We start from the raw sequence: 14,150 nt of genomic DNA on the forward strand, positions 1-14,150 counted from the left end.
GATCCGCGCCGCGACACCACAAGCGCGTGCTCTGCACAAGGAGATATGCGCCCGTGGCGCAAGCGAAATCCACCGAACTGCGGCTGATCCGCCATGCCCCCGCACTGGCCGACGGACGGATGGCCGGACACCGCGACGTGCCCGCCGATTGCACCGACACGGTGGCACTGGCGGCCTTGCGCGCACGCATCGGGCCAGTGGCCCGCTGTGTGACAAGCCCCGCGCAGCGCTGCCGCGACACGTATACCGCGCTGTGGCCCGACATGCCGGCGCCGCCCAGCGATGCGCGGCTGTGGGAACAGCACTTTGGCGCATGGGAAGGCATGCCTTACGCCGCAATCCCCGATCTGGGCGCGCTGAGCGGTGAGGCGTTGGCGCAGATGCGCCCGCCGGGCGGGGAAAGCTTTGCCGATCTGTGTGCCCGCGTGCGGCCCGCATTGGCCGCGCTGGTCGAGGGCGCCGGGCCGATTGCGGTGGTGGCCCATGCGGGCACGATCCGCGCCGCGTTGGCGTTGGCGCTGGGCGCGCCCGCAGCGGGGCTGGCCTTTGCGGTTGCGCCCTTGTCGCTTACGTGCGTGACCCATGTGCCCGGTCATGGCTGGTCGATCGGCGTGGTGAACTGGACCGTATGATGGCGCTGGCCGATCATTGCGCGATGATGGCGCTGGCCATGGCGATCGATGCGCTGGTCGGCTGGCCCGGTGCGCTGTTCCGGTGGATCGGCCATCCGGTCACCTGGCTCGGCTGGCTGATCGCGCTGGGGGATCGCATGCTCAACCGGGGCCGGTCGGGCTGGCGCCGTTGCGGCGGGGTGGCGCTGGCGCTGGGGGTGATCGCGCTCGTCGCCGGGCTCGCGACCGCGCTGACGCGCGTCTGTCCCGGCGTGGTCGCGGGCGGCGTGCTGGCATGGCCGCTGGTGGCCACGCGCTCGCTCGATGAACACGTGCGCGCCGTCGCCCGGCCGCTGATCGAGGGCGATCTGGCGGGCGCACGGCGGGCGGTGGCGATGATCGTCGGGCGCGATCCCGATCGGCTGGATGGCGCTGGGATTGCGCGCGCCGCCGCCGAAAGTCTGGCCGAAAACGCCTCTGACGGAATTGTCGCGCCGGTGCTGTGGGGCATGGTGTTCGGCCTGCCGGGGATTGCCGTCTACAAGGCGATCAACACGATGGATTCGATGATCGGCCATCGCACGGTGCGCCACGCGGCGTTTGGCTGGGCGGCGGCGCGGATCGATGATGGGGCCAATCTGGTGCCCGCACGGTTGACCGGGGTGCTGTTTGCGCTGGTGTCGGTGGCGCCCTTGCGCGCGTTGCGGGTGATGGCGCGCGATGCGCGCCATCACCGTTCGCCCAATGCCGGGTGGCCCGAGGCGGCGTTTGCCGGGGCGCTGAATGTGCGGCTGTCGGGCCCGCGTATCTATGCCGATCGGGTGGCCGACGAACCCTGGCTCAACAGCGCGGCGCACGACCCCGACCCGACCACGCTGATCCAGGGGCTGGCGCTCTATCGCCGCGCCATGCTGGTGCTGTGGGTCGGCTTGATGCTAGGGGCGGTGCCGCTATGGATCGCATGATCGACCAACACGGCGGCAATATCGATGTGGCGCGCGCGCGTCATGGCGGCGATGGGTGGATCGATCTGTCCACCGGCATAAACCGCCGCGCCTATCCGATACCGCCGATCCCGGCCGAGGCCTGGACCATGCTGCCAACCGCGGCGGCCAAAGCCGGGCTGGGCCAAGCGGCGGCGCAGGCCTATGCCACCACAGCGGCGATCGTCGCCCTGCCTGGCGCGCAGGCCGCGATCCAGTTGCTGCCCCATCTGCGCCCGCGCGGCATCGCTCGCCTGCTCGGCCCGACCTATCAGGACTATGGCAGGGTCTTGCGCGCGGCGGGCTGGCGGGTCGAACAGGTTGCCGACCCGGCGGCGCTGGTCGGCGCCGATCTGGCGCTGGTGGTCAATCCCAACAACCCCGATGGCCGCCATCACGATCCCGCCGATCTGCTGGCACTGGTCGGCCAGGTGGGGCTGCTGGTGGTCGATGAAAGCTTTGCCGATGCGGTGCCGCATCTGTCGCTGGCGCCCCAGGCCGGGCGCGACGGGCTGCTGGTGCTGCGCTCGTTCGGCAAGTTCTATGGCCTGGCCGGGGTGCGGCTGGGGTTTGCGCTGGGCGCCGCGCCGCTGATCGAGCATCTGTCGGCGCTGGCCGGACCGTGGCCGGTGTCGGGCGCGGCGATCGCCATCGGATGCGTGGCGCTGGCCGATGCGGCATGGACCGCCGCGACCATCGCACGGCTGGCGCAAGAGGCACCGCGCCTCGATGCGCTGGCGATCGGCGCGGGCTGGTCGGTGGTCGGCGGGACTGCGCTGTTCCGGCTCTATCACACACCCGATGCGGCAGCGGCGCAAGAGCGCCTGGCGCGCCACGCGATCTGGTCGCGCCGGTTCGGCTATTCGGCGCACTGGCTGCGGCTGGGCCTGCCCGGCGATCGGGCCGAATGGGCCCGGCTGGCCGCCGCGGTGACGGATTGACCCGATGGATTTTACCCCCGCCGACGCCGCAACGCTGCACCGTATCCTGACCTGGCGGCGCGATGTGCGCCATTTCCGCCGCGACGCGATCGATCCCGAAACGATCGCGCGGCTGGAGGCAGCGATGGACCTGGCGCCATCGGTCGGCAATGCGCGTCCGTGGCGCGTGATCCGGGTCGAAGCAACCGATCTGCGCGCGCAAGTACGGGCGGAATTCGCGCGTTGCAACGCCCAGGCCGCCGACCGCTATGCCGATGCGCAGCACGACGCCTATCTGCGGCTCAAACTGGCCGGGCTCGATGCCGCGCCGCTGCAACTGGCAGTGTTCACCGTCACCGACCCCGACGAGGGCCACCGGCTTGGCCGCATGACCATGCCCTCCACGCTGGCGGATTCGACCGCGATGGCGATCCACACGCTGTGGCTGGCGGCGCGCGCCGAAAATCTGGGGACCGGCATGGTTTCGATCCTCGACCCCGCGGTGATGGCACAGATTTTCGCGGTGCCGCCGGGCTGGGCATTCGCCGCCTATCTGTGCCTGGGCCACCCCGAATTCACCGACGACACCCCCCTGCTCCACCGCGCCGGATGGCAGGAAAACACCACGCACCGCTGGGACTTGCGCTGATCGCGATCGCTTGACATCCCCGCCCTGCTGGAACAAGCCAGACCACGCTGGTTCCGTGCGGCAGACTCCGTCTGGCGCAAGGCGAAGAGGGAATGCGACAGGATCGATCCGAACCAGGTTCGATCCGAAGCGCAGCCGCCCCCGCGACCGTTACCGGAAAGATCGCTCCATGCCACTGGGCCCAGGCCCGGGAAGGCGGCGCGATCGCTGGGGAAACCCTGAATCCGCGAGCCGGGAGACCTGCCAGCGCCGATTTGAATGGAGCAGCCGGGGTGCGCTGCGGCCGGTCAGCCTTGTCTGCCGTCGCCGGAGCTGTCCGTCGCGCGGCCCGATTGGCCATGCCGTCTTTGCATCCCGACTGGATCAGTGGAGCAAGGGCGATGACCGCACGATTGTATGTTTGCACGACCTGCCGGGCCGGTGAAACGGTCGAGGAAGGCCGCCCAGTGCCGGGTGCGCGGCTCTATGCCGCGCTGGCCACCGCGCCGCAGCCACCGGGTGTCGAACTGGTGCCGGTCGAATGCCTGTCGGCGTGCAACCATGGCTGTGCCGTGGCACTGAGCCAGCCCGGAAGCTGGAGCTATGTCTATGGCCGCCTGACCGAACGCGACGCCGCCGAAATCCTGACCGGAGCAGGCGCCTATGCCACCACCAGCGACGGCATCGTGCCGTGGCGCGAACGCGTGGCGATTTTCCGCAAGCAGAGCCTCGCCCGCATCCCCGCGCCGGACGCGTGAGCATGGTTGCGGCGCCGGGACTGATCGTTGCCGCGCCATCGTCGGGCGCGGGCAAGACGCTGGTCACGCTGGGATTGCTGGCCGCGTTGCGTGCGCGGGGCGTGATGGTGCAACCGTTCAAGAACGGGCCCGACTATATCGACCCTGCCTTTCACACCGCAGCCGCCGGTCGCGCGTCGTTCAATCTGGATAGCTGGGCCATGTCGCGCACGCAGATCGCGGCGTTGATCGGCGCGCAGGCCGATGCCGACCTGATGCTGGCCGAAGGATCGATGGGCCTGTTCGATGGCGTGACCACCCCCGGCGAAGCGGGCAACGGCACCAGTGCAGAGCTGTCCAGCCTGACCGGGTGGCCGGTGGTGCTGGTGCTGGACGTCTCGGCGCAGGCGCAATCCGCCGCCGCCACCGCGCTGGGCTTTGCCCGGTTTGCCCCCGATGTGCCGATTGCGGGGGTGATCCTCAACAATGTGGCCAGCGCGCACCACGCAGCGCTGGTGCGCGCCGGGATGGAACGCGCCGGCATAGCCGTGTTCGGCGCGTTGCCCCGGCGCGCGGATGTGGTGCTGCCCGAACGCCACCTCGGGCTGGTCCAGGCTGAGGAACAACCCGAACTGGCGGCGCGGCTTGCCGCGATCGGAGCATTCGTGGCCGATCATGTCGATCTCGACCAAGTGCGCGCCGCCGCCCGCGGCGGGCTGGCCGACCACGCGAACGCCACGCCGATCGTGCCCCCTGGCCAGCGCATCGCGCTGGCGCGCGATGCGGCGTTTTCGTTTGTCTATCCGCATCTGGTCGAAGGCTGGCGCCGCGCGGGCGCCGAGATCGTGCCATTTTCGCCGCTGGCCGACGCGGCCCCGGACCGGCATGCCGATGTCTGCTGGTTGCCCGGCGGCTATCCCGAGCTGCACGCAGGCACGCTGGCCGCAGCCGCAGGATTTCACGCCGGGCTGCGCACATTTGCCCAAACCCGGCCGGTGCATGGCGAATGCGGGGGCTATATGGCGATGGGCGCCGGGCTGGTCGATGCGGCTGGCACGCGGCACGCCATGGCCGGGCTGCTCGGGCTGGAAACCTCGTTTGCCACGCGCCGCCTGCACCTGGGTTATCGGCTGGCCGAACTCACCGCGCCAATACCCGGCCAGCGCGCCGGAGCGCGACTGCGCGGGCACGAATTCCACTATGCCACGATCGTGCATCAGCCCGACGCCGCATTGGCCCGCGTCTCCGATGCCGCTGGCGTCCCGGTGCCCGCAACCGGATCACGACGTGGCCTCGCCACCGGCAGCTTCTTCCACCTGATCGCGCGCGCAACCTGATCGCGGTTACATGGCGCGATCGGCGGACGGCTGACGACCGCAGCGGCGCGACCTGGGCTTCGGCGCATAGACTGGATTGACCGGATTTGTCGTGGTCGCGCTCAAGAACCATGTCTATGGTAGTGGCTCGATCCCCGATGCCATTGGCCGCGGTGAAGCGAACATCGGCCTTGGCGAAACATCGGTCTGGGCCTCGGTAGGGGTAAAGTTCTGATCACACTGCCAGATCTGATCCCGGCCCTGGCCGGGGGCGCGCTGATCGGGCTCGTCGCCGGGTTGCTGTGGCTGGTCCATGGCCGGATCGCCGGAATCGCGGGCATCGCGCGCGTGGCGCTGCGCGGGCCCGATCGCGACTGGCGGCTGGCGTTTATCGCCGGGCTGGTGGCTGCCGGTATGGTCGCGCGGATCACGGTCGGGCCCGCTGTGGTGGCGGGTCTGGACACCATCCCGCTGCTGCGCCTGGCGATTGCGGGCCTGCTGGTGGGGATCGGCACCAGCATGGCCAATGGCTGCACCAGCGGGCACGGCATATGCGGGCTGGCACGCCTGTCGCGCCGGTCGCTGGTTGCCGTGCCGGTGTTCATGGGCACCGCAATGATCACCCTTGCGCTATTCAAGGTGCTGGCATGAAATGGACCCACGCTTTTCTGGCCGGGCTGGTGTTTGGCGCCGGGCTGGTCATCTCGGGCATGTCGAGCCCGGCACGCGTGCTGGGCTTCCTCGACATCGGGGCAATCGGCACCGGGCACTGGGACCCGCGACTGGCGCTGGTGATGATCGGCGCGCTGGCAGTGGCAACCCCGCTGTTCGCGCTGGGGCGCAGGCGCGGGCAGGCGCTCGATGGCGGCATCCTGCCCTCGCTGCCGACGCAGGGTGTCGACCGGCGCCTGATCGGCGGATCGGTGCTGTTCGGCCTGGGCTGGGGCCTGGCCGGGATCTGCCCCGGCCCGGCGCTGGTCGATCTGGGCGCGCAACCCTGGCCCATGCTGGCCTTTGTCCTGCCGCTGGCCATCGGCCTGTTGCTGGGACGACGGGATTAGCCGAAGAACCGGTTGGCCGGGCGTTGAAGTCCGAGGTGATCGCGCAGTGTCGTCCCGGCATAGTCGCGCCGAAACAGGCCGCGCCGCTGCAGTTCGGGCACGACCATGTCGCAGAATTCCTCCACACCACCGGGGGCGTGTGAAAACATCACGTTGAACCCGTCGGATCCGCGTTCGTGCAGCCAGCGTTCCATGCCATCGGCAATCGTCGCGGGCGAACCGACAAAGGCCAGCCCCCCATGGGCCCCGGCCTTGGCGGCCAGATCGCGGATCGTCACACCGGGCCGCCGCCCCGCCTCGACAAAGCGGTCGCGCGCCGACTTGCTGGCATTGCTGTCGGGAATGTCAGGCAAAGGGCCATCGGGGTCATAGCCCGAGACATCGTGGCCCAGCGCGATCGACAGCGAGCGGATGCCGCTGTCATAATGCACCAGACTGTCGAGGTGGGCGCGCTTGGCCTGCGCCTCGGCATCGGTTTCGCCCACCACCACGAACGCGGCGGGCAGGATCTTCAACGCATCGCCATCGCGCCCGATGGCGGCCATGCGGCCTTTGATATCGGCATAGAACGCCTGCCCGCTGGCGAGCGAATCCGACGCGCCAAAGATCACTTCGGCGGTTTCGGCGGCCAGTTGCCGCCCCGCATCAGATGCACCCGCCTGCACGATCACCGGCCAGCCCTGCACCGGCCGCGCGATGTTGAGTGGCCCGCGCACCGACAGGAAATCGCCCTGATGGTTCAGCACATGCAGCTTGTCGGGATCGAAAAAGATCCCGCTGGCCTGATCGCGCACAAATGCATCATCGGCAAAGCTGTCCCACAGGCCCGTCACCACGTCGAAGAATTCGCGCGCGCGGGCATAGCGCGTGGCATGTTCGAGATGGTCGTCCTGCCCGAAATTGCGCGCGGTTTCGGGATTGCCGGTGGTCACCACATTCCACCCAGCACGCCCTTCACTCAGGTGATCGAGCGACGCAAAGCGCCGCGCGATATGGAACGGTTCGTCATAGGTCGTGCTGGCAGTGGCAACCAGACCGATGCGCGAGGTCGCGCCCGCCAGCGCCGAAAGCAGGGTGAACGGTTCGAAACTGGTGACGGTATGGCTGCGTTTCAGCGCATCGACCGGCATGTTGAGCACAGCCAGGTGATCGGCCATGAAAAAGGCATCGAACTTCGCCGCCTCCAGCCGCTGCACCAGGTGCCGGATCAGCGGTAAGTTGAAATTGGCATCGGCCACCGCGCCGGGATAGCGCCAGGCGCCGGTGTGAATCGAAATCGGGCGCATGAACGCGCCAAGGTGCAATTGCCGCTGATCGGTCATGAGGTTCGCAATGCCTTTTGCTGCTTTGCGCCAATGTCTACACGGCGGGTTGATAATTCAAGGGACTCCCTCCGCCCACGCGAGGCAAATTGGCCCTTGCGTAAAAAGCACAGGAAACCTACGGGCATCGAACAGTCGGGGAGTAGCGCAGCCTGGTAGCGCATCTGGTTTGGGACCAGAGGGTCGCAAGTTCGAATCTTGTCTCCCCGACCAATTTCCCATCAAGCCGTTGAATCAAGTTGTCTTTCGCCTCTGCGTGAGAGGGCGGCGCACATTCGTGTGCACACAGGGTTCAACCCCCGAATTTTTCACCGTTAATTCAAAGAATTGAAAACAAGCCGACATTTGTCCAAAGCGGCTCTCGCCGGCGGCAATCCGATCACTCGCGGCTTGGCGAAGCCTTGCGCAAGCCTCCGCCCATTGCCGGGCGGCGTGAAATCGATGATGCTGTGTTGTAGCGGGAATGTCGGGGGCGGCTATGGAATGGAGCGATCTCAGGGTATTCTTGGCGATCGCGCGCAAAGGCACGCTGGCCGCCGCCGCCCGCGCGATTGGCCAGACGCAGCCGACCATGGGGCGGCGCCTGCGCGCGCTGGAAGAGGCGGTGGGGCACGTTCTGTTTCAGCGCACCGCCGGGGGTTTTGTGCTGACCGACGAGGGCAGCGCCGTGCTGGGCCATGCCGAGCGCATCGGGGAAGAAGTCCTGGCCCTCGAGCGTGCGTTGAGTGGCGGCGAGGCGCAATTGCAGGGGATGCTGCGGCTTTCCTGTTCGGACTGGTTCGGGACATATGTGCTGGCGCCGGTGCTGGCCGAATTCGGCGCTCGCCATCCCGGCATTTGCGTCGAACTGCTCACCGATGCGCGGCTCTACAGTCTGTCCCGGCGCGAGGCGGACATGGTGTTCCGCATCACGCCCTTCGACGAGCCCGAAGTGATCTCGCGGCGCCTGCTGCACATGCCCTATGCAGTCTATGCACGGCGGGATTTCGATCCTGCCACCATCGGTGCGGGCGTGCGGGTGGTGACGATGGATATCGGCTTTTCGCAGATGCCCGACGCACGCTGGCTGGCGCGCGTGCTGCCCCATGCGCGTGTCGGGTTCCGCAGCAACAGCCGTGAGGTGCAGGCGCAGCTGTGTGCGCAGGGGGCTGGGCTGGCGGTGTTGCCCTGTCCGCTGGGCGATGCGACGCCGGGGCTGATGCGCGTCGATCTGGGCGAGACGCCGCCGGGGCGCGACACGTTCGTCGGTTATCACAAGGACATGAAGCGGCTGGCGCGGATGCGCGCACTGCTCGATCTGGTGATCGAGCGCCTGGCCAACTGAAGGGGCCCGTACAAATCTGCATGGAGGCCGTGCAAACTCGTGGATGGCCGCAGGGAATCGCAAGGGGGACAATGGCTGCATCAGATCCAGACCGAGGACACCCCCATGCAAGCCGCCATTCTAGACCAGCACGCCGCCGCTTTTCGTATCGCCACCGTGTCGCTGCCCCAGCCCGGCCCCGGCGAGGTGCGGGTTCGCATCGTGGCCAGCGGTGTGAACCCGCTCGACACCAAGATCCATGCGGGACAGGCCGCCCATGCCAAACATCCGCTGCCCGCTATCCTGGGCCTCGATATGGCGGGTGTCGTGGAGGAGGTGGGCGAAGGCGTCACCGGGTTTCGTCGCGGTGATGAAGTCTATGGCATGGTCGGCGGTGTCGGCGGCCATCAGGGCACACTGGCCGAACAGGCCGTGGTCGATGCCGATTTGCTGGCGATCAAGCCCGCCAATCTGTCGATGCGCGAGGCGGCGGCGCTGCCGTTGATCGTCATCACCGCCTGGGAAGGGCTGGTCGACCGCATGGCAGTGACGGCCGGAGACATCGTGCTGGTGCAGGGCGGCGCGGGCGGCGTCGGCCATATCGCGGTGCAGATCGCGGCCGCGCGCGGCGCAAAAGTTTACGCCACCGGATCGAGCCTCCAACGCGCCACGATCGAATTGCTGGGCGCCACCTTCATCGACCGCGCGGAACCGGTGGAAGCCTACGTTGCCCGGCTGACCGGCGGCGAGGGCTTCGACAAAGTTTATGATACCGCAGGCGGCCCGGCGCTCGATGCCTCATTCCTGGCGGTGCGGCAGTTCGGCCATGTGGCAAGCTGCCTCGGCTGGGGCACCCATGCGCTGGCGCCGCTTTCGTTCAAGGGGGCCAGCTATTCGGGCGTCTTTACGCTGGCGCCGCTGTTGTCGGGGCGCGGCCGGCGCCACCATGGTGCAATTCTTGCCGCCGCCACCGGGTTGGCAGAGGCTGGCAAACTGGTTCCCATCCTCGATCCGCGCCGCTTTACGCTGGACACCGTTTGCGAGGCCTATCGCGCGATCAGTGCAGGTGACGTGCGGGGCAAACTGGTGGTGGATATTGCCTGACGCGCTCGGGCCACCAAGCGGGTGGCGGCATCGTTCCGGCTGAACGCAGCCGCTATCCGGCGGGCAGACGCGGCATTTCACCGGCCCGCTCGATCAGACATTCGATCAGGTCGTGGATCAGCCCGGATGTCTCGTTCTTGCGCCAGAAGATATGCACCGAAAGCTGGGGCAACCCTTCCAGCGGTACAAAGGCGCATCTTTGCCGCCTGGCACCGAACACATAGTCCGCGCCGATCATCAAACCGGCCGCTTCCTCCGCCATCGTCAGCCCCAGTTGCGGCTGCGAGGTCTCATACACAAAGTCAGGCTCGACCCCATGAAGACGGAAGCTGTCGATCACGGAATCGTAAAGCGGCGGGTTCATGCTGCGCGCAAAGATCATCAGCGGCTCGCGGGCGAGATCGCGCGGGACCAGGCGCTCTGCCCCGGCCAGGGGATGGCCGCGCGGCACCGCCACCAGCCAGCGCCCCTCCAGCAGGGGACGCGCGGCGATCCCGCTCGTGGCATCTTCATGCCCCAGCAGAACGCCCATGCCGATATCGATCTCGCCCGCCAGCAGCGCCCTCACCTGCTGGGGCGACACCATTTCGCGCCGCAACACCTTGATCGCAGGATAGAGCCGCCGCAGATCGGCCAGCGCGGGCAGGAGGAACGGCAGGTTGGTCGCCTCGACCATGGCAATGGTGATCTGTTCCTCGCCTTGCCGGGCGAGCCGGCGCGTGGTTTCCACCAGCGCATCCATCCGGCCAAGCACGTCCTGCGCACCTGCCAGAAACGCCTCGCCCGCAGGCGTAATGGTCACGCTGCGCCGGTCGCGGATCAACAGTTGCACGCCCAGAATGGCCTCCAGCGCAGAGATCTGCTGGCTGAGCGCTGGCTGGGTAATTGCCAGCCTGACCGCTGCACGGCCAAAATGCCGCTCGCTCGCCACGGCGGCGAAATAGCGCAAGTGGCGGATGTCCACGGCGTTCATAAGTCAAGGTTATCACAGAGCGCAGAAGGGTCAATTGGATCGCTCCGCCGGGCCGCAGTAATCATGACCGCATCAACCAAGACAGAGGAAGCGATCATGGCAAACTGGTTCATCACAGGCATTTCCCGCGGTTTTGGCCGCATCATGGCCGAGGAACTGCTGGCACGCGGGCACACCGTGGTGGGCACGACCCGCGATGGGCGAGCCCCCACCCTTCACGACCGGCTGACCGTGTTCAAACTGGATGTGCGCGATGCCGACCAGGCGCGCGCCGTGCTGGACGAAGCCGTGGTCACCACTGGTGGGATCGACGTTCTGGTCAACAACGCCGGCTATGGACTGGTCGGCGCGGTCGAAGAGGTTTCCGCCACCGAGGCGGAGGCGGTGTTTGCCACCAATGTCATCGGCACGCACAACACGATCCGCGCCATCCTGCCCTCGATGCGGGCGCGCGGGAGCGGACATATCGTAAACTTCTCGTCGGTGGGCGGGTTTGCCGGGTCGGTCGGCTTCGGGCTTTACAATGCGTCGAAATTCGCGGTCGAGGGCCTTTCGGAAGCGCTGGCACAGGAAATAAAGCCGTTTGGCATTGGTGTCACCATCGTCGAACCGGGCTATTTCCGTACCGAATTCCTGTCCGCCGATTCCGCTGTCAAGGCCGCCACCGCGATCGACGCCTATGCCCAGAGCGCAGGCCAGACCCGGCGCAACGTCTCGCTCCGCAACGGGCAGCAGGCAGGCGATCCGGCCAAGGGCGTGCAGGCGATCATCGCCGCCGTCGAAGCGCCGGAGCCGCCGCTGCGCCTGCCACTGGGCGCCGATTGCATCGACCGCATGGAGAGCAAGATCGCCGAGGTCCAGGCCGATATCGCCGCATGGCGCGACACGGCCATCGCCACTGCCTTCGACAGCTGAGGCGCATCATTTCCCAAGATCATTTTCAACACCAGGCAAGGAATACCATCATGTCCATGATCGACTGGAATACCTATCGTTCGCAGGTTCTCGCCGGTGTCGGCGGCCTGGCCAGGCTGACCCCCGATACCGTCAAGGGCTATGCCCAGCTCAGCCAGGCGGGGACCCATACCGGCCATCTCGACGACAAGACCCGCGAACTGATCGCGCTGGCCGTGGCTGTCAGCCTGCGCTGCGATGGTTGCATCACCGTCCACACCGCTGCGGCAAACAAGGCAGGCGCCACCCGCGAAGAAATCGCCGAAGCCCTTGGCGTTGCCATCGCGGTCAATGCGGGCGCCGCGCTGGTCTATTCGACCCGCACGATGGACGCCCTTGACGCGCTGCCCAAATAAGCAGGCTCCAAGACAGCCAAGCCGTGCGCCGACGGCCCCGGTTACGCCTGCAACCCGCGCGCCCGCAAGACGCGCGGGTTGCAGGCGTGCGGCAATCGCAGCGGCCTTGTCATTGGCCGGCTCCGCCAGGCATCAGTCGGGTGGCGGAGCCAGGCCTGCAAACAGCGGCGTGCAGGCGGCAAGCCGGCGTGACACGAACTCGGTAAACAGCTTAACGCGCTTGGTCTTGCGTGTTTCGCCCTGCGTTAGCAGCCAGAGCGTTGCGTGGGCCTTCAGATCGATGCCCGGCACCCGTGCCAGCAGGCGATCGGCATCGCCAACGAAGCATGGCAGTCTGGTCATGCCGATCCCGTGCCTGACCGCCGCGATCTGCGCATCGGCGTCCGGGGTCCTGAACGGCACGCCTGTGGCGCGGATTTCGCCTTCGTCGGCCCAGTCCGGAACGCCCTGTTCGCCGATGACGATGGGGCGAACGGCATCAGACGTGCCGGTGCGCCAGGCGGCCAGTCGATCGCGGGCGATATAAACACCTGCGAACAATTCCGGTCCCTTCAGCCCATGCAGATTGAGCGGCAAGGTCTTGCGATCCGAGACGATGCGGATCGCGACATCCGCCTCGCGGTTGGTCAGATTGGCCACCTCGCCGGTCGAGGCGATCTCCATCTCGATGTCCGGGTGCATGCGCGCGAATTCGGCGAGATCGGGCATGAGCAAGTGTGTCGCCAGGAACGGCGGCAGCGTCACCCGCAGCAACCCGCGCACACCCTGGTCGCGCCCGAACACGCGCGCTTCAAGCTGGTGCGACGACGCTTCCATCTGGTTGGCGAATTCGAGGACGTCTTCACCCGCAGCCGTCAGACGGTATCCGGAAGGCCGCTTTTCGAACATCTGCGCCCCTAGCCGGTCTTCAAGCTGGGCCACGCGACGCAACACGGTCGCATGATTCACGCCAAGCCGTTTGGCTGCAGCCCGCACCGAGCCTCCGCGCGTGACAGCAAGAAAATGGCGAACGTCATCCCAGTCGATCATGGTGCATTCCCGCGCCGCAAGCTGTGGCCACCGCAGCGCAGTCTAGCACGGAAAACCGGAATCTGCATGGCAGGCACAGCCCCGAATCCCTTATGCGGATCGTTTTTGCACCATCGATATGCACATTTGCGCACTCACCGCGCGACCGGGACGAGCCCATATCGAGGCTGTCGGCGCCACGACATACGAACTCGGCGCCGTTGAACACCCCGGATTCCATTCCACAGATCGGAGAAGCATCATGCGTTATGCCATTGTCGGCTTTGGCAAGATCGGCCAGGCCCTCGCCCACGCTTTCGCGCGTAAAAATATCGCAGTGACCGTCGCCAGCCACCGGCCGCCCGAAGCGCTGGCGCCGCAGGCGCAGGCGATCGGCCCGACCGTCCTGGCCGGGTCGCTGGCCGAGGCGGTTGCGGCCGACATCATTTTCCTGGCCGTCCCGTTCGGCGAACATCCCAAGATTGCCGCCGCGCTGCCGGATTGGAGCGGCAAGACGATCGTCGACGCGATGAACACCTATGGCGTTCCGCCCGAAGCGCTCGACGGCCTGCCGTCCTCGGCATTTGTCGCCCGGGCATTTGCCGGGGCTGCGCTCGTCAAAGGCTTCAATCATCTGATTGCAGCCACTTTGGCCACCGACCCGGTTGTCCCGGGCGGGCACCGGGTGGTGTTTCTGTCGAGCGATGACGCGGACGCGATCGCCCCTGTGGCGGCGCTGTCAAAGCAGCTCGGGTTCGCGCCGGTCGCGCTGGGCAAACTGGCCGAGGGCGGCGCGACGGTGCACGCCCGCGACCGCACCTGGGGCCCGCTGATCTTCCAGGACATGTTCAAGAAAGACCAATGATCGATCGAC

At 67.2% G+C, this 14,150-nt stretch carries 17 protein-coding genes, 1 tRNA gene and 1 riboswitch; of the genes, 15 read left to right on the forward strand and 3 right to left on the reverse strand.

The genetic code is table 11. From position 1 onward, the window contains the following. Positions 1-53: 53 nt before the first annotated feature. The 9 genes from AQZ49_RS14555 (at position 54) to AQZ49_RS14590 (ending at position 6,256) form a co-directional block, all read left to right on the forward strand. Entirely contained in the window at positions 54-632 is a 579-nt protein-coding gene (locus AQZ49_RS14555; protein WP_067616912.1) for a histidine phosphatase family protein, read from the forward strand. After that, a complete protein-coding gene (cbiB, locus tag AQZ49_RS14560) occupies positions 632-1,576 on the forward strand; it encodes an adenosylcobinamide-phosphate synthase CbiB (RefSeq protein WP_197411069.1) in 945 nt (314 codons plus the stop codon). Before AQZ49_RS14555 ends, cbiB begins: the two co-directional genes overlap by 1 nt. Next, entirely contained in the window at positions 1,573-2,535 is a 963-nt protein-coding gene (gene cobD / locus AQZ49_RS14565; RefSeq protein WP_197411057.1) for a threonine-phosphate decarboxylase CobD, read from the forward strand. Before cbiB ends, cobD begins: the two co-directional genes overlap by 4 nt. A gap of 4 nt (positions 2,536-2,539) precedes the next feature. Then, positions 2,540-3,163 carry a 5,6-dimethylbenzimidazole synthase gene (gene bluB, locus AQZ49_RS14570; protein ID WP_067616915.1) on the forward strand — a complete coding sequence of 208 codons (624 nt, stop codon included), beginning with the start codon at positions 2,540-2,542 and terminating at the stop codon, positions 3,161-3,163. A gap of 31 nt (positions 3,164-3,194) precedes the next feature. Next, positions 3,195-3,426, forward strand: a riboswitch (cobalamin riboswitch). Between the two features lie 117 nt (positions 3,427-3,543). Beyond that, positions 3,544-3,900 carry a DUF1636 family protein gene (locus AQZ49_RS14575; RefSeq protein WP_067616924.1) on the forward strand — a complete coding sequence of 119 codons (357 nt, stop codon included), beginning with the start codon at positions 3,544-3,546 and terminating at the stop codon, positions 3,898-3,900. A 2-nt stretch (positions 3,901-3,902) separates the two neighbouring features. Beyond that, positions 3,903-5,216 carry a cobyrinic acid a,c-diamide synthase CobB gene (locus AQZ49_RS14580; protein WP_067616934.1) on the forward strand — a complete coding sequence of 438 codons (1,314 nt, stop codon included), beginning with the start codon at positions 3,903-3,905 and terminating at the stop codon, positions 5,214-5,216. 76 nt (positions 5,217-5,292) lie between these two features. After that, positions 5,293-5,430 carry a hypothetical protein gene (locus AQZ49_RS22370; protein WP_197411058.1) on the forward strand — a complete coding sequence of 46 codons (138 nt, stop codon included), beginning with the start codon at positions 5,293-5,295 and terminating at the stop codon, positions 5,428-5,430. Positions 5,431-5,456: 26 nt separating this feature from the next. Continuing rightward, complete coding sequence (locus AQZ49_RS14585; RefSeq protein WP_369819140.1) at positions 5,457-5,846, forward strand: YeeE/YedE family protein; 390 nt, start codon at positions 5,457-5,459, stop codon at positions 5,844-5,846. Then, positions 5,843-6,256, forward strand: coding sequence for a DUF6691 family protein (locus tag AQZ49_RS14590; protein ID WP_067616939.1), 414 nt, complete (start codon positions 5,843-5,845; stop codon positions 6,254-6,256). The genes AQZ49_RS14585 and AQZ49_RS14590 overlap by 4 nt, the downstream gene beginning before the upstream one ends. Here AQZ49_RS14590 and AQZ49_RS14595 read toward each other — a convergent pair. After that, positions 6,253-7,578, reverse strand: coding sequence for an LLM class flavin-dependent oxidoreductase (locus AQZ49_RS14595; RefSeq protein ID WP_067616944.1), 1,326 nt, complete (start codon positions 7,576-7,578; stop codon positions 6,253-6,255). The genes AQZ49_RS14590 and AQZ49_RS14595 overlap by 4 nt on opposite strands. A gap of 136 nt (positions 7,579-7,714) precedes the next feature. On the opposite strand from AQZ49_RS14595, the gene AQZ49_RS14600 reads away from it, so the two are divergent. The 3 genes from AQZ49_RS14600 (at position 7,715) to AQZ49_RS14610 (ending at position 9,985) form a co-directional block, all read left to right on the forward strand. Next, positions 7,715-7,791 (forward strand) — tRNA-Pro (locus AQZ49_RS14600). Between the two features lie 265 nt (positions 7,792-8,056). Further along, positions 8,057-8,902 carry a LysR family transcriptional regulator gene (locus AQZ49_RS14605; RefSeq protein ID WP_067616947.1) on the forward strand — a complete coding sequence of 282 codons (846 nt, stop codon included), beginning with the start codon at positions 8,057-8,059 and terminating at the stop codon, positions 8,900-8,902. A gap of 105 nt (positions 8,903-9,007) precedes the next feature. Then, positions 9,008-9,985: a zinc-dependent alcohol dehydrogenase family protein gene (locus AQZ49_RS14610; RefSeq protein WP_067617192.1), complete on the forward strand. Its 978-nt coding sequence runs from the start codon at positions 9,008-9,010 to the stop codon at positions 9,983-9,985. A gap of 52 nt (positions 9,986-10,037) precedes the next feature. On the opposite strand, the gene AQZ49_RS14615 is transcribed toward AQZ49_RS14610, so the two are convergent. Then, a complete protein-coding gene (locus tag AQZ49_RS14615; RefSeq protein WP_067616949.1) occupies positions 10,038-10,958 on the reverse strand; it encodes a LysR family transcriptional regulator in 921 nt (306 codons plus the stop codon). A 63-nt stretch (positions 10,959-11,021) separates the two neighbouring features. On the opposite strand from AQZ49_RS14615, the gene AQZ49_RS14620 reads away from it, so the two are divergent. After that, positions 11,022-11,873 carry an SDR family NAD(P)-dependent oxidoreductase gene (locus AQZ49_RS14620; protein ID WP_197411059.1) on the forward strand — a complete coding sequence of 284 codons (852 nt, stop codon included), beginning with the start codon at positions 11,022-11,024 and terminating at the stop codon, positions 11,871-11,873. A 50-nt stretch (positions 11,874-11,923) separates the two neighbouring features. Continuing rightward, a complete protein-coding gene (locus AQZ49_RS14625; RefSeq protein ID WP_067616952.1) occupies positions 11,924-12,268 on the forward strand; it encodes a carboxymuconolactone decarboxylase family protein in 345 nt (114 codons plus the stop codon). A 132-nt stretch (positions 12,269-12,400) separates the two neighbouring features. Here the strand turns inward: AQZ49_RS14625 and AQZ49_RS14630 are convergent, their stop codons facing one another. After that, positions 12,401-13,297: a LysR family transcriptional regulator gene (locus AQZ49_RS14630; RefSeq protein ID WP_067616954.1), complete on the reverse strand. Its 897-nt coding sequence runs from the start codon at positions 13,295-13,297 to the stop codon at positions 12,401-12,403. Between the two features lie 241 nt (positions 13,298-13,538). On the opposite strand from AQZ49_RS14630, the gene AQZ49_RS14635 reads away from it, so the two are divergent. After that, entirely contained in the window at positions 13,539-14,141 is a 603-nt protein-coding gene (locus AQZ49_RS14635; protein WP_067616957.1) for an NADPH-dependent F420 reductase, read from the forward strand. The last annotated feature ends 9 nt before the right edge of the window (positions 14,142-14,150 follow it).

It is taken from the genome of Novosphingobium sp. FSW06-99, assembly GCF_001519065.1.
Classification (GTDB): domain Bacteria; phylum Pseudomonadota; class Alphaproteobacteria; order Sphingomonadales; family Sphingomonadaceae; genus Novosphingobium.

Coding starts and splice junctions, on each gene's coding strand:
- AQZ49_RS14615 (WP_067616949.1), bottom strand. CDS start 10,958: ATGAACGCCGTGGACATCCGCCACTTGCGCTATTTCGCCGCCGTGGCG.
- AQZ49_RS14625 (WP_067616952.1), top strand. CDS start 11,924: ATGTCCATGATCGACTGGAATACCTATCGTTCGCAGGTTCTCGCCGGT.
- AQZ49_RS14595 (WP_067616944.1), bottom strand. CDS start 7,578: ATGACCGATCAGCGGCAATTGCACCTTGGCGCGTTCATGCGCCCGATT.
- AQZ49_RS14580 (WP_067616934.1), top strand. CDS start 3,903: ATGGTTGCGGCGCCGGGACTGATCGTTGCCGCGCCATCGTCGGGCGCG.
- cobD (WP_197411057.1), top strand. CDS start 1,573: ATGATCGACCAACACGGCGGCAATATCGATGTGGCGCGCGCGCGTCAT.
- AQZ49_RS14630 (WP_067616954.1), bottom strand. CDS start 13,297: ATGATCGACTGGGATGACGTTCGCCATTTTCTTGCTGTCACGCGCGGA.
- AQZ49_RS14620 (WP_197411059.1), top strand. CDS start 11,022: ATGACCGCATCAACCAAGACAGAGGAAGCGATCATGGCAAACTGGTTC.
- AQZ49_RS14610 (WP_067617192.1), top strand. CDS start 9,008: ATGCAAGCCGCCATTCTAGACCAGCACGCCGCCGCTTTTCGTATCGCC.
- AQZ49_RS14575 (WP_067616924.1), top strand. CDS start 3,544: ATGACCGCACGATTGTATGTTTGCACGACCTGCCGGGCCGGTGAAACG.
- AQZ49_RS14590 (WP_067616939.1), top strand. CDS start 5,843: ATGAAATGGACCCACGCTTTTCTGGCCGGGCTGGTGTTTGGCGCCGGG.
- AQZ49_RS14635 (WP_067616957.1), top strand. CDS start 13,539: ATGCGTTATGCCATTGTCGGCTTTGGCAAGATCGGCCAGGCCCTCGCC.
- cbiB (WP_197411069.1), top strand. CDS start 632: ATGGCGCTGGCCGATCATTGCGCGATGATGGCGCTGGCCATGGCGATC.
- bluB (WP_067616915.1), top strand. CDS start 2,540: ATGGATTTTACCCCCGCCGACGCCGCAACGCTGCACCGTATCCTGACC.
- AQZ49_RS14605 (WP_067616947.1), top strand. CDS start 8,057: ATGGAATGGAGCGATCTCAGGGTATTCTTGGCGATCGCGCGCAAAGGC.